General features: G+C 66.5%; 12 protein-coding genes. 10 read left to right on the plus strand and 2 right to left on the minus strand.

Going from position 1 to position 23680, the window contains the following annotated elements:
- Positions 1 to 253: 253 nt before the first annotated feature.
- Positions 254 to 5719, plus strand: coding sequence for a carboxyl transferase domain-containing protein (locus tag ACFC0O_RS15040; protein ID WP_375957994.1), 5466 nt, complete (start codon positions 254 to 256; stop codon positions 5717 to 5719).
- A gap of 63 nt (positions 5720 to 5782) precedes the next feature.
- Here the strand turns inward: ACFC0O_RS15040 and ACFC0O_RS15045 are convergent, their stop codons facing one another.
- Positions 5783 to 7219, minus strand: a complete 1437-nt coding sequence (locus ACFC0O_RS15045) for a carotenoid oxygenase family protein (RefSeq protein WP_375957997.1) — start codon at positions 7217 to 7219, stop codon at positions 5783 to 5785.
- A gap of 358 nt (positions 7220 to 7577) precedes the next feature.
- Here ACFC0O_RS15045 and ACFC0O_RS15050 point away from each other — a divergent pair, with 358 nt between their 5' ends.
- The 3 genes from ACFC0O_RS15050 (at position 7578) to ACFC0O_RS15060 (ending at position 10916) form a co-directional block, all read left to right on the plus strand.
- Positions 7578 to 8072: a hypothetical protein gene (locus ACFC0O_RS15050; RefSeq protein ID WP_364644567.1), complete on the plus strand. Its 495-nt coding sequence runs from the start codon at positions 7578 to 7580 to the stop codon at positions 8070 to 8072.
- A gap of 433 nt (positions 8073 to 8505) precedes the next feature.
- Entirely contained in the window at positions 8506 to 9498 is a 993-nt protein-coding gene (locus ACFC0O_RS15055; protein WP_375958000.1) for an alpha/beta hydrolase, read from the plus strand.
- Positions 9495 to 10916, plus strand: coding sequence for an MFS transporter (locus ACFC0O_RS15060; protein ID WP_375958002.1), 1422 nt, complete (start codon positions 9495 to 9497; stop codon positions 10914 to 10916). The genes ACFC0O_RS15055 and ACFC0O_RS15060 overlap by 4 nt, the downstream gene beginning before the upstream one ends.
- Here ACFC0O_RS15060 and ACFC0O_RS15065 read toward each other — a convergent pair.
- Positions 10846 to 13008: an MMPL family transporter gene (locus ACFC0O_RS15065; RefSeq protein WP_375958005.1), complete on the minus strand. Its 2163-nt coding sequence runs from the start codon at positions 13006 to 13008 to the stop codon at positions 10846 to 10848. The genes ACFC0O_RS15060 and ACFC0O_RS15065 overlap by 71 nt on opposite strands.
- 264 nt (positions 13009 to 13272) lie before the next feature.
- Between ACFC0O_RS15065 and ACFC0O_RS15070 the strand changes: the two genes are divergently transcribed.
- The 6 genes from ACFC0O_RS15070 (at position 13273) to ACFC0O_RS15095 (ending at position 23676) form a co-directional block, all read left to right on the plus strand.
- Positions 13273 to 19647, plus strand: coding sequence for a type I polyketide synthase (locus ACFC0O_RS15070; RefSeq protein WP_375958008.1), 6375 nt, complete (start codon positions 13273 to 13275; stop codon positions 19645 to 19647).
- Positions 19648 to 19675: 28 nt separating this feature from the next.
- Positions 19676 to 21079: a condensation domain-containing protein gene (locus ACFC0O_RS15075; RefSeq protein WP_375958011.1), complete on the plus strand. Its 1404-nt coding sequence runs from the start codon at positions 19676 to 19678 to the stop codon at positions 21077 to 21079.
- Positions 21076 to 21762: a hypothetical protein gene (locus ACFC0O_RS15080; protein WP_375958014.1), complete on the plus strand. Its 687-nt coding sequence runs from the start codon at positions 21076 to 21078 to the stop codon at positions 21760 to 21762. Before ACFC0O_RS15075 ends, ACFC0O_RS15080 begins: the two co-directional genes overlap by 4 nt.
- Positions 21763 to 21817: 55 nt before the next feature.
- Positions 21818 to 22447 (plus strand): TetR/AcrR family transcriptional regulator, encoded by a 630-nt coding sequence (locus ACFC0O_RS15085; RefSeq protein ID WP_375958016.1) that lies wholly within the window; start codon positions 21818 to 21820, stop codon positions 22445 to 22447.
- A gap of 23 nt (positions 22448 to 22470) precedes the next feature.
- Positions 22471 to 23151 (plus strand): SDR family oxidoreductase, encoded by a 681-nt coding sequence (locus ACFC0O_RS15090; RefSeq protein WP_375958019.1) that lies wholly within the window; start codon positions 22471 to 22473, stop codon positions 23149 to 23151.
- Positions 23152 to 23247: 96 nt separating this feature from the next.
- Positions 23248 to 23676 (plus strand): hypothetical protein, encoded by a 429-nt coding sequence (locus tag ACFC0O_RS15095; RefSeq protein ID WP_375958022.1) that lies wholly within the window; start codon positions 23248 to 23250, stop codon positions 23674 to 23676.
- Positions 23677 to 23680 lie beyond the last annotated feature (4 nt).

The following is a 23680-nucleotide window of genomic DNA, read 5'->3' on the forward strand; positions in this document are numbered from 1 at the left end:
GCGGGGGCGGTGCCAACCCGGCCCCCGGCGGTTCGAATGGTCCATCCACGCCCGGAACCAATTACACCATTGTCTCCGACAGTGGATTTTCACTACCGGTTTTCCCGACGTCGACTGAGGAATTGCCCACGATACGTACGAGTAACCCCGAGACGCTGTGTACGTGCGCGCGGTTCGGGTGCAAACTACGCGAGACCGGCAGTCGTAATCCAATCGCCCGACCCCGGGCCAGTGCTGTGGAAGGAGTTGGCGAGTGTTCAGCCGTATCGCCATCGTGAATCGTGGGGAGGCCGCCATGCGGTTGATCCACGCCGTCCGAGATCTGGCCGCGGAGACCGGGTTACCCATTCAAACCGTGGCCCTGCACACCGATGTCGACCGGAACGCGACATTCGTGCGAGAAGCAGACGCCGCCTATGACCTGGGTCCCGCGTCCGCGCGTCCGTATCTGGATCTCAAGGCGCTCGAGCAGGCGCTCGTCGCCACCGGCGCCGACGCCGCCTGGGTCGGTTGGGGTTTCGTCGCCGAGGATCCCGCCTTCGCCGAACTGTGCGAGCAGATCGGTGTCACCTTCATCGGCCCCAGCCCCGACGCCATGCGCAAGCTCGGTGACAAGATCGGCGCGAAGCTGATCGCCGAAGAGGTCGGCGTACCCGTCGCCCCGTGGAGTCGCGGCGCGGTCGAAACCCTCGACGCCGCCCTGGAGTCCGCGTCGAAGGTCGGCTACCCGCTGATGCTGAAGGCGACCGCCGGTGGTGGTGGCCGCGGCATCCGCATGGTCTCCAATGAGGCCGAGCTCGCCGATGCCTACGAGCGCACCAGTCAGGAAGCCGCCCGCGCGTTCGGCAGCGGCATCGTATTCCTGGAGCGCCTGGTCACCGGCGCCCGGCACGTCGAGGTCCAGGTGATCGCGGACGGTCAGGGCACCGCGTGGGCGCTCGGCGTGCGTGACTGCTCGGTGCAGCGCCGCAATCAGAAGGTCATCGAGGAATCTGCCTCACCCGTGCTCGCGCCCGAGCAGGTCGCCGATCTCAAGGCGTCGGCGGAGCGGCTGGCCATCGCGGTCGGCTACCGCGGCGCTGCCACGGTGGAGTTCCTCTACCACCCCGGCGACAAGATGTTCGCGTTCCTCGAGGTGAATACCCGCCTGCAGGTGGAGCATCCGATCACCGAGTCCACCACCGGATTCGATCTGGTGCGCGCGCAGCTGCACGTCGCCTCCGGCGGCAAGCTCGAGGGTGAGCCCCCGGCCGAGCGCGGCCACGCGGTCGAGGCACGCCTCAATGCCGAGGATCCGGATCGCGATTTCGCACCCGCGCCGGGCCGCATCGCACGCCTGAATCTGCCTGCGGGCCCGGGCATTCGCGTCGATACCGGCGTCAGCGAGGGCGATACCATCCCCGCCGACTTCGACTCCATGATCGCGAAAATCATTGCCTACGGCCGCAATCGCGATGAGGCGCTCGCGCGCCTGCGCCGTGCTATGGCCCAGACCCAGGTCGTCATCGAGGGCGGCGCGACCAACAAGAGCTTCGTGCTCGACCTGCTCAACCAGCCCGAGGTCATCGACGGCAGCGCCGACACCGGCTGGATCGACCGCGTGCGCGGCGAGGGTCGCCTTGTCTCGCAGAAGCATTCGTCCATCGCGCTCGCGGCCGCGGCCATCGACGCGTACGAGGAAGAAGAGAACGCCGAGCGCCATCGCCTGCTCTCCACCGCCGCCGGTGGCCGTCCGCAGGTGCAGCATCAGAGCGGCCGCCCGCACGATCTGAAGCTGCGCGGCGCGAGCTACCGCGTGCGGGTCGCCCGCATCGGCGCGCACCGCTTCCGGATCGGCATCGAGGCCGGTGGCGATATCGCCACCGCCGATGTCGATTTGGAGCGTTTCGATCAGCACACCGGCCAGATCGTGGTCAACGGCACCCGGTACCGCCTGGTCACCGGCACGCACGGCCCGATCCACGTGGTCGATGTCGACGGCGTGACGCATCGCATCAGCCGTGACGAAGGCGGCGTCGTGCGCTCGCCCGCGCCCGCGCTGGTTGTGGCGACTCCGCTCTCGGTCGGCGATGAGGTCGAGGCGGGCGCTCCGGTGCTCGTGCTCGAGAGCATGAAGATGGAAACCGTGCTGCGCGCACCGTTCCGGGCCCGGCTCAAGGAAGTCTCGGTCACGGTCGGCAGCCAGGTCGAGACCGGCGCGCCGCTCATGCGCCTCGAGCCCCTCGCAGAAGAGGGCGAGGACTCCGAGGGCGCGGCCACCGAACAGGTCCAGCTGGATCTGCCCGGTGCGCCCGAATCCGTTCGCCCGCAAGAGCGTTTGACCCGCGGCCTGCAGGACGTGAGCAGCCTGCTCATGGGCTTCGACGTCGATCCGCACGATGATCGCCGCGTCGTCGACGAGTACCTGATCGCGCGCCGCGCCGCCATCGCGGACAAGCGCCGCCCGCTGGTCGAGGAATTCGAGATCGTGCGCCTGTTCGCCGATCTCGCCGAGTTGAGCCACAATCGGTCGTGGGAGGACGAGAGCGGTCCCGCGCACGCGCCCAGCGCGCGCGAGTACTTCCACATCTACCTGCAGAGTCTCGATGTCGATCGCGCCGGTCTGCCCGCGTCGTACCAGGCCAAGCTGGGTACCGCGCTTGCGCACTACGGAGTCACCGAACTCGATCGCACGCCCGATCTCGAGGCGGCGGTGTTCCGTATCTTCCTGGCGCAGCAGCGTCCGGCCGATGCGGTCACCATCATCACCACGCTGCTGCGTGAGTGGCTGCGCGAGCCGGGACCCGATGGGGCACTGCGCGAACCGGTCGGCTTGGCGCTCGAGCGTTTAGTCGCCGCGACGCAGATACGTTTCCCCGTCATCGCCGATCTCGCGCGCGGGGTCGTGTACGCCTGGTTCGGTCAGCCGCTGCTGCGCCGCAACCGCGCTCGCGTCTACACCAGCGTGCGCAAGAACCTGCACTACCTGGACCAGCATCCCGATGCCGCCGATCGCGGCGAGCGCATCGCCGAAATGGTGCGCAGCACAGAGCCTTTGGTGCGTCTGCTGGGTCAGCGCCTGGTGCGCGGATACGCCGACAACTCCGCCATGCTCGAAGTCCTGACCCGCCGTTACTACGGCAACAAGGACCTCGCCGACGTCCAGACCAAGCACGCCAGCGACAACACCTTCGTGGTCGCCGAACGTCGTGGGCTGAGCCTGGTGTCGGCCGCGGGCAGTTTCGACCAGATCAGCGGTGTGCTCAGCGGTTTGGCGCAGGTGTCCGCCAGCGCGGCCTCGGTGGAAGCCGATATCTACCTCGGCTGGGAGAAGCAGCCCGAGGACTTCGACGCCATGGCCACGGCCCTGCAGGAAGCCCTGGACGCGCAGCCGCTGCCGAATCAGGTGCATCGCATCACCGCCACCGTCGCGGGCAGTGGGGGCGCGGTCATGCACCACCACTTCACCTTCCGGCCCTCGGCGACCGGCATGGTCGAAGAGCGCCTGATCCGCGGTCTGCACCCGTTCATCGCCCAGCGCATGCAGATGAAGCGCCTGCGCAAGTTCGACCTCACCCGACTGCCGTCCTCGGACGACGAAGAGGTGTACCTGTTCCGCGGTATCGCCAAGGACAACCCGTCCGATGAGCGGCTCATCGCGTTCGCTCAGGTCCGCGACCTCGCGGCGCTGCGCGAGCGGGACGGTCGACTGCTGGCGCTGCCCTCGGCGGAAATCGCGATCGCCACCTGCCTGGACTCGATCCGGCGCGCGCAGTCGATGCGGCCCTCGGCCAAGCGGTTCAACACCAACCGCATCGTCATGTACATCTGGCCGGCGGTGGATGTCACCCGCGCGGAGCTCGAGACCGTCATCGGCGGGCACGTGCTGCCGATGACCGCGGGCGCCGGGCTGGAGGAGATCCTGCTCATCGCACGCCAGCTCGATCCGGAAACCGGCGAGCTCACCAAGATCGCCCTGCGGATCGCGTTCGACGCGGCGGGCGGGGCCGAGGTGACCATCGGTGAGCGCACCGACGAGGCCGTCGAGCCGCTGGACGAGTACCGCCAGAAGGTGCTGCGCGCCAGCAGCCGCAACACCGTGTACCCGTACGAATTGACCGGCCAGCTCGGCGATTTCAGCGAGTACGACCTCAATATCGAGAACGCGCTGGTGCCGGTGGATCGGCCCAAGGGTTACAACAAGGCGGCCATGGTCGCCGGTGTGGTCACCACCCCGACCCCGCAGTACCCCGAGGGCGTCACCCGCGTCGTGCTGCTCGGCGATCCCACCAAATCGCTTGGCGCGCTGTCGGAACCGGAATGCCGCCGGGTGATCGCGGCGCTGGATCTGGCCGAGCAGATGCAGGTGCCGCTGGAGTGGTACGCGCTGTCCTCGGGCGCGCGGATCTCGATGAAGTCCGGCACCGAGAACATGGACTGGGTGGCGGCCGCGCTCAAGCGCATCGTCGAATTCACCCAGGACGGCGGCGAGATCAATATCGTCGTCTCGGGCATCAACGTTGGCGCGCAACCATATTGGAACGCCGAAGCCACCATGCTCATGCACACCAAGGGCGTGCTGATCATGACCCCGGACTCGGCGATGGTGCTCACCGGTAAGCAGGCCCTGGACTTCTCCGGTGGTGTGTCGGCCGAGGACAACTTCGGTATCGGCGGCTACGACCGCGTCATGGGCCCGAACGGTCAGGCGCAGTACTGGGCGCCGAACCTGCTCGCGGCCCGCGATGTGCTGATGTCGCACTACGACCACACCTACATCGCACCCGGTGAGCAGGCCCCGCGCCGCGTGGAGACCAGCGATCCGCTCGATCGCGATGTCTCGGACTTCCCGCATCTGGTGGCGGACAGTGATTTCACCACCGTCGGTGAGATCTTCTCCTCGACCGCGAACCCGGATCGCAAGAAGCCCTTCGACATTCGCACGGTGATGCGCGCGGTCGCCGACCAGGACCACCCGGTGCTCGAGCGCTGGGCGGGCATGGCCGACGCCGAAACCGCGGTTGTGCAGGACGCGCGTCTGGGCGGTATTCCGGTGTGCCTGTTGGGCATCGAGTCCCGGGGCGTGACGCGCCGTGGCCTGACCCCGACCGACGGACCCGACACCTACACCGCCGGAACGCTTTTCCCGCGCTCGTCGAAGAAGGCCGCACGCGCCATCAACGCCGCCAGCAACAACCGCCCGCTGGTGGTGCTGGCGAACCTGTCCGGCTTCGACGGCTCCCCGGAGTCGATGCGCAAACTCCAGCTGGAGTACGGCGCCGAAATCGGCCGCGCGATCGTCAATTTCCAAGGCCCGATCGTGTTCTGCGTGATCTCGCGGTACCACGGCGGCGCGTTCGTGGTGTTCTCCAAGGCCCTGAACCCGAATATGACGGTGCTGGCCCTGGAAGGCTCGTTCGCGTCGGTGCTCGGTGGCGCGCCCGCCGCCGCGGTGGTGTTCGCCCACGAGGTCAGCACTCGCACCGCGGCCGACCCGCGCGTCCGCGAGCTCGAGACTCGTGCCGCCACCACCGCCGGTGCCGACCGTGCCGTGCTGACGGCCGAACTCGACGAACTGCGCTCCTCGGTCCGCACCGAGAAGCTCGGTGAGGTCGCCGCCGAATTCGACCGCGTGCACAATATCCAGCGCGCCGTCGAGGTCGGTTCGGTCGACGCGATCATTCGCGCCGCCGAACTCCGTCCGCGCATCATCGATGCCATCGAGGCCAAGCTGCGCTGAGCTCCACCAGGCTAGGCAGCTGAGAAGATTCCGCCGGTCCCTTCACAAGGGGGACCGGCGGAATCATCTGTGCCCGAAGGGATGTGCGATGCGGTGGGTGAAGGTGCCGTGGAATCCCCAGGGAATGTGATGGTTGAGCCATGCGGTGGCCAGCGGACCGCGTTCGAGGTCGCGGGCATCGAGTATCAGGAGCTGGGAACGGTTTTCGATGAGTTCGTGATTGAGGGCCAGGAGCCAGCCGTCGTCTTCGTCGGCGTCGCGAGTGCGCGGTACGAACAGGGGTTCGCCGACCGAGCTCGCGCCCAGCTCGCAGCTGGTGAGCTTGCCGGTCCGGTGATCGACCTTGACCACCGCGTTGAACAGCCCGGCCGGTCCGCCCGCACCGGCGAAGTAGCTGTAGCGGTGTTCGCGGGTACCGCGACGCCAGTCGTACTGCGGGAATTCGCCGGATCGGTCGGCGAGTTCGCGTTCGATCACGGTGCCGCCCTTGGTGATCCGATACTGCATGAGCCGAGAGTGCGGGAACTGCGGCTCGCCCAGGTCGTCGCGGTTCACCATGCCGGTCATGCGGCGGACCTCGTCCCAGCCGGTGTCGAGTCGCACGAGTTCGACCACCACGTCATCGCCGTCGTCGTAGGCGTTGGTCAGGTGCAGATGCAGGAGCGCTTCGTGCTCGACGATGCGCGGGCGACCGCCGCGTTTGGGGACGAGCAGGAACCGGGTTCCCTTGGCGCGCTTGAACTCCAGCGAATCCACGAATGAGGACGTGGCCAGGGCGAGTTTGGCGATATTGGGCAGGATCGGATCGAGCACGAACACCATATAGCGCTCGGTGAGCGCGAAATCGTGGTTCCAGGGCACATCGAGCATCGGTATCGAGGCGACGCTGTGCAGCTTGCCCGAGCGATCGATTCGATAGGTGCGGATGCGCGGTGTGGGCAGCACATCCAAGCCGAAGTTGTACATATCGCCGGTGACCGGATCCCATTTCGGGTGCGCGGAGAACGCGCCGAGGAATCCGAGGCGACCGCCGAAATCGGTGGGGCCCAGCGTATCGAGGGTGTCGGGATCGATGCGGTACGGATTGCCCATCTCCCACAGTGCGAGCAGGCCGCCGTCGTAGTTGACGATATTGGTGTTGGCCACGTTCTCCGGCAACCGGCCGATATTGGCCAGCGGGCCGCCCGGAATCTGTTCTCCCACACCGCGATACCGAATCCGGTTCGAGCGCTGGCCGTGCTGGAAGTGCCGGGTGCGCACATACCGGTTGCGGAATCGCACCGAAGTTCCGTCCAAGGCGAACTGCGAGATCATGCCGTCGCCGTCGAACACGTTGTGCAGCAGCGACTTCCCGACCTGATGCTTACCGGGTCCGATGCGATAGAGCGTGCCTTGCAGATCCTGTGGCAGCGTTCCGTCGATCTGGTCGATCCGATAGTCGAGCTCGTCGAGCAGCGGTGCGGTGACCTGGTGGTAGGCGGACGCGTGAGTGCTGGTCATCGCGGATTCTCCCTTGAATCACTAATCTGATGACACCTGTCATCTGATGACGTATGTCCGCAAATGTAGAAGCGCGCCCGATGTGTTGTCAATGACGAACACGGCGTGAACGCGGACGTAGCCTGCGCGAAAACCGCATCCGTGATGTGTCATCGCCCGCAGCCGGTCTCGTTGTTAGATGTGCAGCGTCTGGTCGTGCCGGGGTTGCGAGTCTGGCACGGTGCTAGCTTTGTTTTGGGACCGTTCACTCCGGCGCCTAATGCGGGGATCACGCGCAATGAGAGCCGGTCCGCCTCCTCTACCGGGGGGTTTTCCGCAGAGAGGCGCCGGAGTCGCGGCGCACCGCCCAGGAGTTGCTGTGTTCTACGAATTACGAGTGCATTCCCCGCTGCCATATCTGCCGAACGGGCCGTTTCTGTCACCGCAAGATCTGTTGCGCGCCATCGATGGCAACTTCGACGGTGATATTCCCCTTGCCGGTTGGGCCGGTGCGCTCGGAACGCTGTATCGAGAATGGTGTGCGGAGCCGTCGATGGTGCAGATCGGTCAGAGTATCGACACGGTGGTGCATGAGATCGATGTCTGGATCGGGGCGTTGCTGCCCCGGCCGCGACCGGGAGCTCCGCGCTGGACCGATTCGGTCGGCGGGGTGATCGGCCGGGTGGCGGAGGCGGCGGTGCGTGCGCAGTGGGCGCTGCACTGTGCGAGCGACGCGATTCAGCGGCATCGTGCGTGGGACCATCTCGCTGAAATGCGCGGTGCCTATGAGGATTTGGCGCAGCTGGCGTTATCCGGCTCGATCGATTTGCCTAAATCGTGGCCCGCTGTCAGCTGGCCCGCCGCCGCGAGGTGATGGCGGTGCCGCATGCCCACCGGGCTAGAGGCAGTTCCCGGTGGGCGCGCCCGCAGGTCGTGGACCCCTTTCGTGTCACCGATCCGGGGTCCGTACGCACCGGAGCTGGTGCGAGCCTGCGGAGAGTACCGGCCGGCGTCGGGAGTCGGTCGACGTCGGCATCGGTACGGCATATGAGGCATGAATCCTGTTGCCGCGCTTACATTAGGGCCGGATCGAAGCGGTTGACAGTCGATGCTCGATGGCTCGGAGATCTCACCAAAAGAACAGCCGCGGTACGTGAACCGCGACAATCGCGTGTGCTCGTATTCGGTCCACAGTCGTAGCCTGCGGCATTTGGTAAGGACCACAACAAAACTCGAATAACGAGTGCCTCCACGCCGGTGTGTTCTTGACTGCGAGCCGAAGTTATTTCATCGGGTCAGGAGTTGGCATGTCGGGACGATCGAGGCGGGCTGGCACGGTGCTTGTCGCGGCTCTGCTTTTTCTCTCGGGCGGGTGGGCGAGCACAAATGCCGATCCCGTACGGTCCGACACCTCGCGGCTGGTGGAGATTCGCCCGGGACCCGGTAGACAGACACAACTCGTGTTCTATTCGACGGCGATGAACCGGACGATTCGAATGACACTGTTGCGCGCGGCCCATCCGGAGTCGCCGGCGCCGACGCTGTATCTGCTCAATGGTTCCAGCGGCGGCTCGGACGGGAATTGGATCGACCGTACCGATCTCACCGATTTCTTCGATGACAAACAGGTCAACGTCGTTGTGCTGATGGATGGCGCGGGCAGCTACTTCACGGACTGGCGCGCGGATGATCCGGTGCTCGGTAAACAACGCTGGACCACCCTGCTGACTCAGGAGTTGCCCGCGGTCATCGACCGGGAATTCCACGGCACCGGTGCGAACGCGATCGCCGGGGTGTCGATGGCGGGCACCTCGGTGTTCCAATTGGCCATCGCCGCCCCGGGTTTCTACCGGGCGATCGGCTCCTACAGCGGGTGCGCGCGCACCAGCGACCTCGCGGGGCAGGCCATCGTTCAGGCCGTGGTCGCCACACAGCGCGGCACCGTCACCAATATGTGGGGGCCCTCGGGTGACCCGGCCTGGCAGGCGAACGATCCCTACCTGCAAGCGGACAAGCTCCGTGGCACGTCCATGTATATCGCTGCCGGAACGGGCCTTCCAGGCCCTGACGATACGCTCGGGGCAGCGCACGGCGATGCCGTGCAGCTGCTTTATCAGCTCATGTTCGGATCTCCGCTCGAGGCGGTCGCGAACACGTGCACCCGCCAGCTCCGCGAGCGGCTCAGCGCTGCGGGGATTCCGGCGACCTTCGATCTGCGCCCGAGCGGCACCCACTCCTGGGGCTACTGGCAAGACGATCTGCACAAATCCTGGCCGCAGTTCGAGGCGGCGCTGCGATGACGCGGAAAGAGGCGGCGGTGGCCGTCGGTTCGTTCGGAGCCTGCCTGATTTCGGTATTCATGCAGATGATCGATGTCACGATCGTCAACACCGCGCTCCCATCGATTACCGCGGACCTGGGGGCGTCGCAGTCCCAGCAGCTGTGGGTGGTCGCCGGTTACTCGCTGGCTTTCGCCTGCGTGCTGCTCACCGCGGCCCGGCTCGGGGCTATTCTCGGCCGTCGCCGAATATTCCTCTGGGCTGCGGCGGCCTTCACAGCGGCGTCGGTGTGGTGCGGAATATCCTCCGGCGCAGTGGAACTGGTGTGTGCCCGGATCGTCCAAGGCGTGGCGGGGGCAGGCATGGCGGCGCAGACCATCGCCATCATCACCGCCTCGTTCCGGCGTGACCATCAGCCCTCCGCATTCGCGATCTACGGCGCCACAGCGGGTTTCGCGGGAATGCTCGGCCCGTTGCTGGGCGGCGCGCTGATCACGCTGAACCCACTCGGGCTGGGCTGGCACGCGGTCTTTCTGCTGAACCTGCCACTCGGTGTAGTGTCCATCGGCCTGGCCGTGAAGTACCTGCACATCGGTCCGGCACCGCAGCGACCGCCCTTGGACCTGCGCGGTTCGGCAATCGCTACGGCTGCGCTGTTTTTGCTGCTGTTCGCGCTCTCGGACAGCCAGCAGTCGGGCTGGCACCCGAGGCACGTGGGCTGTGTGGCAATCGCGCTGGCGCTCGCGGGGTTGTTCGTTGCCTACGAGCGAGCGACCCGACGACGCGGAGGGACCGCGCTCGTTCGCTTGGATCTCTTCGCGGACAGGGGATTCGCGGTCGGCTCGGTGCTGGTGGCGGTCTTCTTCGGACTGTTCACCGCATTCGTGTTCACCGTGTCGATCCTGTTGCAGGACGTGCTGCGGTTCTCCGCGTTTCGAACCGGAATCGCCATGACCCCCTTCGCCGTCGGGGCCGGGGCGGGCGCGCTGTGGTCGCCGAAACTGGTGAACCGCTTCGGTATTCGCGTCCTGGCCGCCGGCATCGTCGGCTTCGGTTGCTGGGTCGCGGTGGGTGTGGGATATCTCTACCTGACATCCGGAACGGTGAACCTGGCACTGGTCACCGTCCCGGTGTTGCTGGCGGGCTTCGGTGTCGGGGTCTTCGGCATCCCGTTGCAGCCGATCATGCTCGCGGGATTGGGCGACCGCGATCTGGACGAGGCGTCCGGCCTGCTGCCCACCGTGGAGCAGATCGGCAATTCGGTGGGGCTCGCGGTACTCAGCACGCTCTTCTTCCGTGCCCACACCATGGCGGGCAGCATGACCATGCTCGGCGTAATCGCCCTCGCCGCAGTCGGTCTCGGCGCGCTCACACTGACACTGCCCTATCGCCGTGTCGCTCTCGGCTCGACGCCCTGGAGCCGGACCGCCACCAGCTGAGGGGTCCCAGCAATGCCAGCAGTGCCGGTGTGAGCAGCATGCGCAGCACGACCGCATCGATGAACAGTGCGGTGACCATGCCGACCGCGATGTACTGCATCATCACCAGATCCGAGAGCGCGAAGGCTCCGCACACGACGATGAGGATGAGCGCGGCGGCGGTGATGATCCACCCGGTGCGTGCGATGCCGTCCCGGACCGCCTCGGTGTCCGTCGCGCCTTTGCTCCTCGCCTCATGGATTCGGGCAAGCAGGAACACCTGATAGTCGGTGGACAGGCCGTAGATCACCGAAATGATCAGCACCAGAACCAGCGCCATGATCGGCTGGGGTGTGAAGTCCAGCGGTCCGGCCCCGTGTCCGGAGGCGAAGATCCAGGTGAGGACTCCGATTGTGGAGCCGAGCCCGAGCAGATTGAGCAACCCGGCCACCAGTGGCAGCACCGGCGAGCCGAATGCCAGCATCAGCAGGATTGTGGTCAGCGCGAACACCAGCGCGACCACCCACGGCATGCGATCCAGCACCGCGTCCACGCTGTCGATCTCGGCCGCGGATTGGCCGCCGACCAGCACGGTCGTGCCCTTGGGCACTGCCATGGTACGTAGGTAGTCGATGGTCCGCTCGGCGTCGTGCGAATTTCCGACCGCTGTCGAGGTGGTGAAGACACCGAGCTGCGAGGGTGCGGAAAAGGGTTCGGGGAATGGCGCTTTCAAACCCGGTGCCCGATTGGCTGATTCGATCGTGGCGTCGAGATCGGTGGTGGAGTACGTCCGGACCACGATCTCGACCGGATCGGTCTCGCGCAGCGGGAAAAGCTCGTCGAAGTGCTGCTGCGCGGTGCGGGTGGGCTGCTCGGGGGGTAGAAATCGTTCGCTAATACCGCCGAAGGCGATATCGCGCACCGGGGCGATGAGTACCACCAGGATCGCCACGACCGGCACGATGGTCGTGATCGGCCTGCGCATGACCGCTCCGGCGATCCGCCCCCAGGCGTTGTTCCGCTGGTCGGCGCGCGCACGCCGGGAATGAAACCCGTTGTAGCCCAACCAGTCCACGCGCCTGCCGAGGATGGCCAGCGCGGCAGGTAGAACCGTGACCGAGACCGCAGCCGCCAGCGCCACCGTCACCATCGCGCCCAAGGCGAACGAGCGCAGGAACCCGTGCGGGAACAGCAGTATCGTGCTCGCCGCGGCGACCACGATGATCGCAGAGAACGACACGGTGCGGCCCGCGGTCGCCACCGTGACCCGAACCGCCTCCGGCACCTCGTTGCCGGCGGCCAATTGCTCCCGGAACCGGCTTACCATGAAAAGCCCGTAGTCGATGGCCAAGCCGAGACCGATCATCGAAACTACAGGGGAGACAAAGGTGTTCACCTCCATGAAGGTGGTCAGTACGCGGACGATGCCCCAGGCCGCGATGACGGTCAATCCGCCCACGGCGAGGGGAAGCGATGCGGCGACGACCCCGCCGAACAGAAAGAACAACAGCACCGCCACCGCGGGTATCGCGAACAATTCCATCCGGCGCTGGTCGTGGGCCATGGTGTCATTGAGCGCCGCCGCGATCGGCTGTCTGCCCGCGACTTCCATATCGACACCGGGCAACGCGAGTTCGCCGGTGATGGCGCGGAAGTTGTTCAACCTGCTGGTGTCATCGTTGCCCTCGATGGCGACCGAGGCGAAGCCGTGATCCCGTCGCTCGGTGCCGAAGATATCCGGCATCGCCATACCCGTATCGGTGGCCCAGTACGCGCCGTTGATGCGCGCGATCCGGCCCGGAAAGCGCTGTGGCAGACCGCTGAGGTAGTCGGACACTGTGGCGGCGAAGGCGGGGTCGTCGATGGTTTTCCCGGTCGGCGCGTGGAACAGTAGCAGCACATCGGCGCTGTGGTCGGTGCCGAACGCGTGGTCGCGCAGTCGTGCCTCCCGCGAGGATTCCGAGCCCGGATCGTTCCAGCCGCCGACTCCGAGGTGCTCGGACAGTCCGAGGCCGTAGCCACCGAGCGCCAGCAATGCGGCGACCATCACGACCACGACGGTGAACCGCCTTCGCACAAGCCGATCTATCCACGGGGTCGTCTGGCCCGACATCGCAGCTCCCAACTGAGAAATACGGTCCGGTGCGGCACCGGCCACTCGCAACATAGGCACTCGGAATCGGTTGCACAGCACCTGATTCGACGGACTCGAGATATTTACAGCCATAGCCCCCGTCGTTTTGTGAGGTGTCCTGAACTCGGGAGTGAATCCGGCATATTCCTTGATTTGCGGCACGATGAGGTGATCGCCAGCCACCTGTTCGCAAGGTGCCGGGAAGTGCTGGCGCTCAAATCAATCCGGCCTTGGAAGGTGTGCATGTCGGATATCGCGATAGTGGGGATCGGATGCCGATTCGCAGGTGGAATCGACTCGCCGGAAACCTTTTGGGAATTCGTCCTGGATAAGCGCGACGGTGTGGTCGACGTGCCGCCCGATCGCTGGGATTACCGCCGCTATTACGACCCGGAACCGCGCACGCCAGGGCGCAGTTACACCAAGCGCGCCGCCTTCATGACCACCGATCCCTGGGAGTTCGACCCGGACTTCTTCGGCATCTCCGCGCGCGAGGCCACCGTGCTCGATCCGCAGCAGCGCCTGATGCTGGAGGTCACCTGGGAGGCGCTCGACGATGCCGGGATCGCCAGGCGCGCGAGCGGCGGCTCGGTCGGGGTCTACGTGGGCGGTTTCGTGGTGGACCAGTCGGTGATCGGTGTGGTGGGCCCCGCACTGTTCCACACCGATATGCACACTCCGGCCAGCGCTTCGTACACGATGCTGTCCAACCGGATCGCGTACGCGCTCAACCTGATCGGACCCGCGCTCACCGTTGATACGGCGTGCTCGTCGTCTCTGGTGGCGTTCCACCTCGCCTGCCAAGCGCTGAACAACGGTGATTGCGACGTAGCGCTGGCGGGTGGGGTCAATGTGATGCTCCAGCCGGAGACTTTCGTGCTGATGTGCAAGGGCGGCTTCCTCGCCGCCGACGGGCGCTGCAAGTCCTTCGACGCCGCAGCGGACGGCTACGGTCGCGGTGAGGGCGCGGGCATGGTGGCCTTGAAGCGACTCGACGACGCGGTGCGCGATGGCGACCGGATCTACGCCGTGGTCAAGGCGACCGGGGCCAACCAGGACGGCCGCACCACCGCGATCACCGTGCCGAACGTGGATTCGCAAGAGTCGCTTGCACGTTCGGTGTGCGCCCGCGCCGGCCTGGCACCGGAATCGATCACCTACATCGAGGCGCACGGCACCGGCACCCTGGTCGGCGATCCGGTCGAAATTCGAGCGCTGGGACGGGTTTTCGGCGTACCGGACAAGCGGACGCGGACGCTGGGTGTCGGCTCGGTGAAGTCCACGCTCGGGCACACCGAGGCCGCCGCGGGGGTCGCGAGCGTCATCAAAGCGGCACTGGCGATCTCGCATCGCACGATCCCGCCTCAGGGCTGGCTCGACAAGCCCAATCCGGATATCCCCTTCGACGAGCTGGGTCTGCATATCCAGACCGAAGCCGAACCGCTGTCCCGGGACGCCGGGCCGATGACGGTCGCGGTGAACGGATTCGGGTACGGCGGCACCAACGCGCACGCCATTCTGCGGGAATACCGTCCGATCCCGGTTGTCGAAGTCGCGAGTGAGCCGAAACACCTTGGTGTACTGCCCATCTCGGCTCGCAGCACCGGTGCGGCGCGGGCGCTCGCCGGGCGATTCGCCGATCTGGTCGCCGCGGGCACGGAACCGGAACGGCTGGCGCACGCCGCCTGGACCCGGATGGCGCACCACCCGTTCCGGACCGGCATGCTGCTCGGTGACACCGGCGACCTGATCCGGGAGCTGCGAGCATTCGCCGCCGGCGAAGGGCGTGACGCGGTACGCACCATTGTGGCCCGCACCGGCGGGCCGGTGTTCGTGTTCTCCGGCATGGGTCCGCAGTGGTGGGGAATGGCGCGTGAATTGCTCACCGCCGGGGGAGTTTTCGCCGATACCGCCGAGCGTGTCGACGCCGAGTTCCGTGCGCTCGCGGGCTGGTCGATCATCGAGGAACTGCTGAAGGCGGAAGAGGATTCGCGGGTCGCCAGCACCGAGGTCGCGCAACCGGCCAACTTCCTGGTGCAGGTGGCGCTGGTACGCGAACTCGCCCAGTATGGCATCGAGCCCGCGGCCATCGTCGGCCACAGCGTCGGCGAGGTGGCCGCTGCCTATGTCAGCGGGATGCTCTCGCTGCGCGACGCGGTCCTGGTCGCCTACCATCGAGCCCGATTGCAGGCCACCACAGCGGGTTCCGGCGGAATGCTCGCGGTGGGCATGTCCTATGACCAGGCCCTCGAACTCGTCGCCGACGATCCCGGGGTCGATATCGCCGCGATCAACAGCGCGACCTCACTGACCCTCTCCGGCGATATCGTCCGGCTCGATGAGATCGGCGAAAAGCTCGTCGCGGAAGGCTTTTTCGCGCGCGCCCTGCGAGTCGAGGTGCCCTACCACAGTCGGCTGATGGACCCCATTCTGGACGAATTGCGTTCGGCACTCGCGGAGTTGGAGCCCCAGGCACCGACCGTTCCCCTGTACTCCTCGGTCACCGGTGCACAGGTGACGGGTCCGGACTGGGACGCGTTGTACTGGTGTGCCAATGTGCGCGAGCCGGTGCGTTTCGCCGACGCCGTCACGACGCTGCTCGCCGAGCACCGGGTCTTCCTCGAGATCGGCCCGCACGCGGTGCTGTCGGGCAATATCCGCGAGACACTGCTCGGCGCGGACGTCACGGGGACCACGGTGCCGACACTGGACCGTAAACAGCCTGATACCAACAGCATTCGACGCACCCTCATCGGGCTCTACGGTGCGGGCGTGCTCGACCTCGACGCATTGTTTCCGCCAGATGCGAGCCCGCATGTGCGGTTGCCGCGGTACCCGTGGCAGCGGACCCGCCTGCATTCGTCCCTGCCGCTGTTCGAACAGGCCAGGCTCGGCACTCCGGGCGGTTATCCGATGCTCGGTGATCCCGATGTCGAAGGCCGCCCGGATTGGCTGCTGCAGGTGGGTACCGAATTGCTGCCGTGGCTGGCCGATCACGTGGTCAACGGGGTCCGAATCATGCCGGGGGCGGCGTATCTCGACGCGGCGCTCAGCGCCGCCGCCACCCGGCTCGGTGGCGAACGAGTCGCGCTCGAGCAGGTCCGCTTCGTCGCGCCGTTGATCATGGGCGCACCGGATGTCCCGTTGCTCGCGCTGACCGTGGAGGAGGCCAGCGGTCGCTTCCTGATTCGCTCCCGCCCGGCCACCGGCACCGCCTGGACCCTGCACGCGTCCGGGCGCATGCTGACCGGTCGGCACCGGCCGACCCGGGTGGAGGTGCCCGAGATCGAGGTCGGCGTCGACGTGGACCCGAAGCTGTTCTACGGCGGACTCGCAGCGGCGGGCTTGCAGTACGGCCCGTCGTTCCGGCGTGTGCTCACCGCTCGGGTCGGCAGGGATACGGTCACCGCGACCGTCGACGGCGCGATCGCGGTGGACTCGGGTCATCTGGCCCATCCCGCCGTCGTCGATGCCGCCATGCAGACCGCCGCTCTGCTGTTCGCCGAATCCCGGATCGACGAGGGCACCCTGGTCCCGGTCGGCGTGGCCTCGGTGCGCTTGGTCGCGCCGCTGCCCGAGCGGGTCACCGTGGTAGCCAGGCGCGATCATCGGGCCCGGCTGCGGGCCGATGTGGACCTGCTCGACGACGAGCACAACCTCGTCATGCGATTGAGCGGTCTGCAGATCGGCGCGATCGCCCCGGGCCAGGATCCCCTGCGCCGCATGGCGGACTACTTCTACACCGAGACCATGCAGCAGCGGGATCCACTCGATCGCACCGCGGTACCCCATGATTCGGTGAGCACGGTGATCGTCGCGCTGGGGGATTCGCGCCAGCGCGCCACCGCGCTGAGCGAGGTGATCCCGGGCGCACAGCTGTACGGCGTCGGATCCGTCGCGGACGAGGTCCAGGCCGGTCTCATCGCGATGCTCGCGGCCGCGCGGGCCGAGGGCACGGATCGGCTGCATGTCATCGTGGTCGCCGACTCCGGCGCGGACGAGCTCGCGCAACTGTGGGCACTGAAGCGAATCGCGGTCGTGCTCAACGACTTCGCGTACCCGGAAGATCCCGGACGAACACAGGACAAGTTCGTCGAGGGCCGATGCCACGCCACCCTGGTGACCGAGCGCGCGTTCGCGGTCCCGGACGATCCGGCTCCGGCGGCCGCGCAGCAGGCCGCGCTCGCCGGTGCGCGACGCGTGCTGCTCAATGAACAGACCGATCTGCGCTGGCGGCTGATCGACGTCGAACCGGCGACGGGAATAGTCGACCTTGTCACCGAACTGGCTGTCCCGGGGGCTTTTTGGGGCGACAACACCGACGAAGTCGCCCTGCGCGCCGGTATCCGCTGGAGTCCGGTGATCACCAAGCCGCTGCCCGAGCGCCTCGAAGCACTGGACACCGCCGCACCGCTGAGCGACTCCGAGGCCAATTTCGCGCTGGAAATGCCCCGCACGCGCCTGTTGTCGGCGCTGGCCTGGCGCGGACGACCGCGCCCGGAGCCCGGTGCCGGGCAGGTCGAGGTGCGGATGAAAGTCATCGGCCTGAACTACAAGGATCCGCTGAAGGTCATCGGACTGCTCGGCGAACGCGAGCTAGCGCCAACGTATTTCGGCACCGTCCCGGGGATGGAAGGGGTCGGCGAAGTGGTGCGGGTCGGTCCCGGCGTCACCGACCTGGCGGTGGGCGATCTGGTCGCGGTCGCGGTCAAGGGGATGATGCAGCGCTACGTCGTGGCCGACCGGGCGCGAGCGATCAAGCTCCCACCGGGCACCGATCCCGCATACTGCACCAGCACAATCGCTTTCGGCACGGCCGAATACGCGCTGAACGATCTGGCCCGGCTGCGACCCGGAGAGACGGTGCTCATCCACGGGGCAGCGGGCGGTGTCGGCACGGCCGCGATCCAGGTCGCCAAGGATCGGGGAGCGCGCATTATCGGCACCGCCGGTACCCAGGAGCGTCGCGCCCACGTGCTCTCGCTGGGGGCCGATCACGCGATCGATTCGCGGTCACTGAACTTCGTCGACGATGTCCTCGAGTTGACCGACGGCAAGGGCGTCGAGGTGGTGTTGAGCAGCGCCCCGGGGGAGATCCTGCGGCAGAACTTCCACGCGGTCGCCGAATTCGGGCGCATCGTCGAGGTCGGCAAGGCCGATATCTACACCGGTGGCCTGTTGGAGATGGCCAACTTCGACAAGAACGTGGCGTACTACTCGATGGACCTGGACCGCCTGGTCGCGGTCGACGCGCAGCGGCTCATCGCACTGCTGCGGCGGGTCTACGAGAAGGTGCTCGCGGGCACCTATAGCCCGCTGTCCTACCGGCTGTTCGATACCGACGAGGTGGCGAGTGCCTTCGAGGAAACCATCCGCTCGACCGGACTGACGCGCATTGCGCTGAAGATGGATTCGGCACTGCCCTCGGTACGACCCCAGCTGCCGGATATCGAAATAGACCAGGCCGCAACATATCTGGTGACCGGTGGCTTCGGTGGCTTCGGGCTGGCCATCGGACGCTGGCTGGCCCTGCGCGGCGCGCGCCGACTGGTACTGGTGGGTCGCCGCGGCGCGAGCACCGAGGAAGCGCGCCGCCAGCTCGAGGCATGGCGGGCGGCGGGGATCCAGGTGATCGCCGAACACGCCGATGTCACCGATGCCGAGGCGATCGCCGCGGTCGTGGGGCGGGCGCATGCGGCCGGACATCCACTGCGAGGGGTGTTCCACGCGGCAGGCGCGGTCGCCGATAATCGCTTGGCGGCCATGACAATTGAGGAATTGGACATCGTTTACCGCCCCAAGGTGCAGGGTGCCCGGGTGGTGCGCCAGGCGGTGGCCGACGCCGGAATCGAGCTGGATATGTTCGTGCTCTCCTCCTCCGGCGGCGCCATGTACGGCATCTACGGTCAGTACAACTACTGCGCGGCCAATCTCGCGGTGGAGACCATGGCCCAGGAATGGGCGCGGGCGGGCGAGCCGGCCCTGTGCATCGGGTGGGGGCACCTGTCCGGTTCCACCGGGGGCATGGCCGCCGACGAGACGGCGGTGAAGTATCTCGACCTGGTCGGCTTCGACCCGATCGACATGGCCGACGCCACGGCGTACCTGGAACAGACTCTGCGCCTTGGTATTTCGCGGGCCAGTATCATTCCCACGGACTGGGGAAAGCTCACCGGCACCTTCCCGCAGCTGACCCGCACCGGCCGCACGATGGCATTGGCTCAGGTCTCCGCCAAGGACACCTCGGAACTGGCCCGGCTGCGGGCCGAGGTGGCAGCCATCGAGGATGGCAAACGCGGCACCTTCGTCGCGCGCAAGATGGCCGAGGAATTGGCCGCGGTCATGGGGGTTCCGGCCGAATCCATCGATATGACGGTGCCCGTGCCCGAGCTCGGTCTGGATTCGCTGATGGCGGTGGAGCTCGGCGCTCGGGTCACCAAAACCCTTGGCATCGACCTGATGTCGTTGCAGATGGGTCGGTCGTTCAGCCTGGAGCAGGCCGGTCCGAAGGTGGCCGAACTGATCTTGGCCGCGGAAAGTGCCAAGGCTCCGTCCCGGTCGGCCGTCGAGACCGCCACGGGCGCTCCGGTCGCGGTGCCGGTCGGAGTCGCATCGTGACCTGGCGTCGGAGTAGGGAGGTTGAGCGATGGTCGATTTCGGTCTGATCGACGAATGGGAACCGGCGCGGGGCCGACTCACCACCTGGGTGGCATCGCCGGAATCGGCCGCACGCGCGCGGCTGGCACCCGTGCACCCCGCCCCGCCCTCGCACCAGCAGGAACAGTACTTACGGCTGGCCGCCCAGCATGCCGCGGCGGACTTCCGGTACTCCGGTCTGTGCCTGATCACCGCCGAGATATCGACCGGTGAGCTGAACCGCGCGGCGATGACCCGCGCGATCAACGCATTCCTGTTGCGGCACGACACCTTTCGCACCTGGTTCCGGATCGGTGCGGATGGCGCGGTGGAGCGGCATCTGGTGCCGGAAGCGGACGTCGAGTTCGTTCCGGTCGAGCACGGGTGGATCGAGGACCCGCAGACGGTCCGCGACCACGTGCTCAAAACCACGCCCGGGCCCTTCGACTGGGACTGCTTCAGCTTCGGGGTCATCGAGCGGGACGACTCGACCATGGTCTACCTCGCGGCCGATCACCTGCACACCGACGGGTTCGGGCAATACCTGTCCGGTTTCGATCTCGCGCTGCTCTACGCGAACGAGATGTGGGGTCAGACGCCGGACGCGCTCGCCCCGGCGGCGAGCTATCTCGACTACTGCACGGCCGAGCGGGCTCATACGGCGCGCATGTCACTCACCTCGCCCGGTGTTCAGAAGTGGCTCGAGCTGATCCGGGGAAACGGCGGCGCCCTGCCGACCTTCCCGCTGGAATTGGGCAGGCGCACCGATATGTACAACCGCAGCGCACACCGAACGGTGACGCTGTTCGATGAGGCCACCGCCGCGCGCTTCGAGCGGCGATGCCGAGACAATGGCGCGCACTTCGTCGGCGGCGTCTTCGCCGCGGCGGCCTTGGCCGAATACGAACTCGCCGACAGGGATTACTACTTCGGCATGACCCCGGTGACAACGCGTGGCAGCGCCGCCGAACGCGCCTCGGTCGGCTGGTACGTCACGTTGCTGCCCGTGGCATTCCCGCTCGGCCGCACCGCATCCTTCGACCGGGTGGTCACACTCGCCCAGTACGCCTACGAGAACGGGATTCGTCTGACCTCCACCTCGTTCCAGCGGGTGGTCGAACTGTTGCCCGCCGACTCCGATCTGGATTTGAGCCCGGGCTGTGCCTGCCCGATGATCTCCTACGTCGATGCCAGAGAACTGCTCGGCCATGAATTCTTCGATACGGCCTCATGCGGGCTGTACGCCAATCGCGCTGCCTCCGAACAGGTTCTGATCTGGATCAATCGGTTCGCCGCGAAAACCACACTCAGCGTGATCTATCCGGACACCCCGGTGGCGCACCGCTCCGTCGAACGCTATGTCAACCGACTCCGAGCGGTGTTCGTCACCGCCGCACGGGAAGAAAGCCTATGAGAGACAGTATCTTTCGCGATCCGTATATCCCGGACGGTGAGAAGACCGTCTACACCGTCCGTATCGCGGATCAGCCGCCCGCGCTCGACATCGTCAGCACAGTCGGGCATGAGGACCAGGGCTACCTCTCCGTGGTTCAGGCGACCTCGAGTGATGGCAACTTCACGATCACCGTCGAACAGCGCTTCCAGCGTCTCGGCGAGCAGCTGCGGATCGCCAGCTACCGCGCCGAAACCCGAACGGGCACAACGGTGGTGAGCCGCGAAGAGGCGAATTTCCTCGGTACCACGCACCTGCAGATCGGTGCTGGGATCGCGCCGTTCCCTGCCGATCTCATGCCACTCGCGGGCGGCTTGACGCTCTTGCGCGGACTGGATCTGACCGAAGGCGCCGAGGCCGATATCGCCCTGTGGCTCGCGTTCTCGGTCCACATCCCCCTGAGCGCGAAGACCGACCGGCGCACCGTCGTCGACGCCGCCACCGGCCGAATCGACTGCTGGCAGGTCCGGCTCCGCCCCCGCCTCACCGGCCTGAACCCCATGCTCGAAAAAATGCTCAGCCCCTTCCTGCCCCTCGTAGTGGTCGACATCGAAGCAGCCCCACCACACAGAATGATCCGCTGCGGCTTCCCTACCGGCCCGATGCCCTGGCACCCCCGCGCCGTAATGGAACTCGCGGCCTAGGGGGCACAGCTGGGCGTGATCCCCAACATCGACAGCCACGCCTAAAGTGTTGTCAATGACGAATACGGCCACTCGCAGCTACGGCGGCGTCAGCGCGACCGAGCGCCGCGCCGAGCGTCGCGCGCGCCTGCTCGTCGCCGCTCGCACCACCTGGGGCGAATCCGGGATCGGCGCCGTCACGGTCCGGGGCGTCTGTAAAACCGCGGGCCTGACCGACCGCTACTTCTACGAACATTTCGCCAACCGCGAGGAGTTGCTGCTCGCCGTCACCGACGAGGTGCGCGATCAGATGTTGGCGGCCATGGTCGAGGCGGGTGTCTCCGCGGATGGTCCGGCCGAGCAGAGACTGCAATCCGCGCTACAGGCATTCCTGGAGATCATTGCGGCCGACCGCCATATTCATCGCATCGTCACCACCACCGACCCCGGCGACCTGCCCGAGCTGACCCAGCGTCGTCACGACGTACTGACGATGATCACCGACCTCGTCGTGCAACACGCTCCCGCCGCGCTGGGCATCTCCGTCGAACCGGAATGGCTGCACCGCGCAGCGCTTTTCATCACCGGCGGTGTCAACCAGCTCATCGAAGGCTGGCTCGGCGGCACCATCGATATGACCGCCGCCGAACTCGCCGCCGAATGCGCCCGCATGTGTGTGAGTGTCCTGGAAAACACTCAACCTTGACTGATCACCACGAAGAGGAACCAATGATCGCCCTCGTCACCGGAGCCAACCGGGGCATCGGCCACGAAGTGGCGCGCCAGCTCGCCGCCGCCGGGCACACCGTCATCGTGTCCGCCCGATCGCTCGAGGCGGCCACTAAGGCAGCGGCGGAGATCGGCGGCGACGCGCACCCGCTGCGCCTCGATATCACCAATGGTGACGACATCACCTCCGCCGCAACGGAAATCAGCACCCGATTCGGTGTCCTGGATATCCTCGTCAACAACGCCGCCATCGCCTACGACACCTGGCAGCGCGCAGTCAACGCCGATCTCGACGTCGTCCGCGAAGCGGCCGAAACCAACCTCTACGGCCCCTGGCGACTGACCCAAGCCCTACTCCCGTTGCTGCGCGCGAGCGCCCATCCCCGAATCGTCAACGTCTCCAGCGAAGCCGCCTCCCTGACGAGCATGGGCGGCGGCACCCCCGCCTACAACACCACGAAAACCGCCCTCAACGCCCTGACCCGAATGCTGTCCGCCGAACTCCGCCCGGACGGCATCCTCGTCAACGCCATCTGCCCCGGCTGGGTAGCCACCGATATGGGCGGCCCCGGCGGCCGCCCCGTCGTCGACGGTGCCGCCGGAATCGTCTGGGCAGCAACCCTTCCCGATAACGGACCCACCGGAGGCTTCTTCCGCGACCGCCAACCGCTGCCCTGGTAACAAGGCACGACAGCGTGCGTATCTTGTCCGGTCGGGTTCCTGCTTCTGGGAGTATTTTTCGTGCCCGTGTAGTCGTGGTGCCGATATCGTCGAATGGTGAGTGACGACACCGACCAGGCCATGCAGCAGGTGCGCCAGGCAATCGATTCGAACGTCCAACTTGCCATCGAGTACTTCACCGCAGCGAGTGGGATCGATTTCGGGCTGAACCGGGCCTCCCTCGCGTGGGTTGAGGACCTGATCGAACAGCAGCGTGCAGTCCCGAACTGGGATCCCGAGCCAAGTGTCAATGAGTTGGTGTCGTTGGTCGGCTCGTTCCTCGGTGCCTGCATCGCCGTGGAAACCGGTGGCGAGTGGCAGGTCAGCGGGGTCACGGGTGCATTGGGGGTGCAGTTGCCGAACGGAGTGTTCGTGGATCCGTTCTACAAGGCCGAGAAGGCGATTCGCCAAGGTGTCGACGGAGGCGAGTCGATCGCCAGCTTCCATAGAGTGACGGTCGATCACGTCGCGGTACACGGAGTATGACCAA

It is taken from the genome of Nocardia sp. NPDC056100, assembly GCF_042266325.1.
In the GTDB taxonomy this organism is placed as follows: Bacteria; Actinomycetota; Actinomycetes; order Mycobacteriales; family Mycobacteriaceae; genus Nocardia.

Bases quoted from the DNA above. Each gene is read 5' to 3' on its own strand.
- ACFC0O_RS15045 (WP_375957997.1), bottom strand. From the start codon at position 7,219: ATGACCAGCACTCACGCGTCCGCCTACCACCAGGTCACCGCACCGCTG.
- ACFC0O_RS15055 (WP_375958000.1), top strand. From the start codon at position 8,506: ATGTCGGGACGATCGAGGCGGGCTGGCACGGTGCTTGTCGCGGCTCTG.
- ACFC0O_RS15060 (WP_375958002.1), top strand. From the start codon at position 9,495: ATGACGCGGAAAGAGGCGGCGGTGGCCGTCGGTTCGTTCGGAGCCTGC.
- ACFC0O_RS15065 (WP_375958005.1), bottom strand. From the start codon at position 13,008: ATGTCGGGCCAGACGACCCCGTGGATAGATCGGCTTGTGCGAAGGCGG.
- ACFC0O_RS15070 (WP_375958008.1), top strand. From the start codon at position 13,273: ATGTCGGATATCGCGATAGTGGGGATCGGATGCCGATTCGCAGGTGGA.
- ACFC0O_RS15075 (WP_375958011.1), top strand. From the start codon at position 19,676: ATGGTCGATTTCGGTCTGATCGACGAATGGGAACCGGCGCGGGGCCGA.
- ACFC0O_RS15080 (WP_375958014.1), top strand. From the start codon at position 21,076: ATGAGAGACAGTATCTTTCGCGATCCGTATATCCCGGACGGTGAGAAG.
- ACFC0O_RS15085 (WP_375958016.1), top strand. From the start codon at position 21,818: ATGACGAATACGGCCACTCGCAGCTACGGCGGCGTCAGCGCGACCGAG.
- ACFC0O_RS15090 (WP_375958019.1), top strand. From the start codon at position 22,471: ATGATCGCCCTCGTCACCGGAGCCAACCGGGGCATCGGCCACGAAGTG.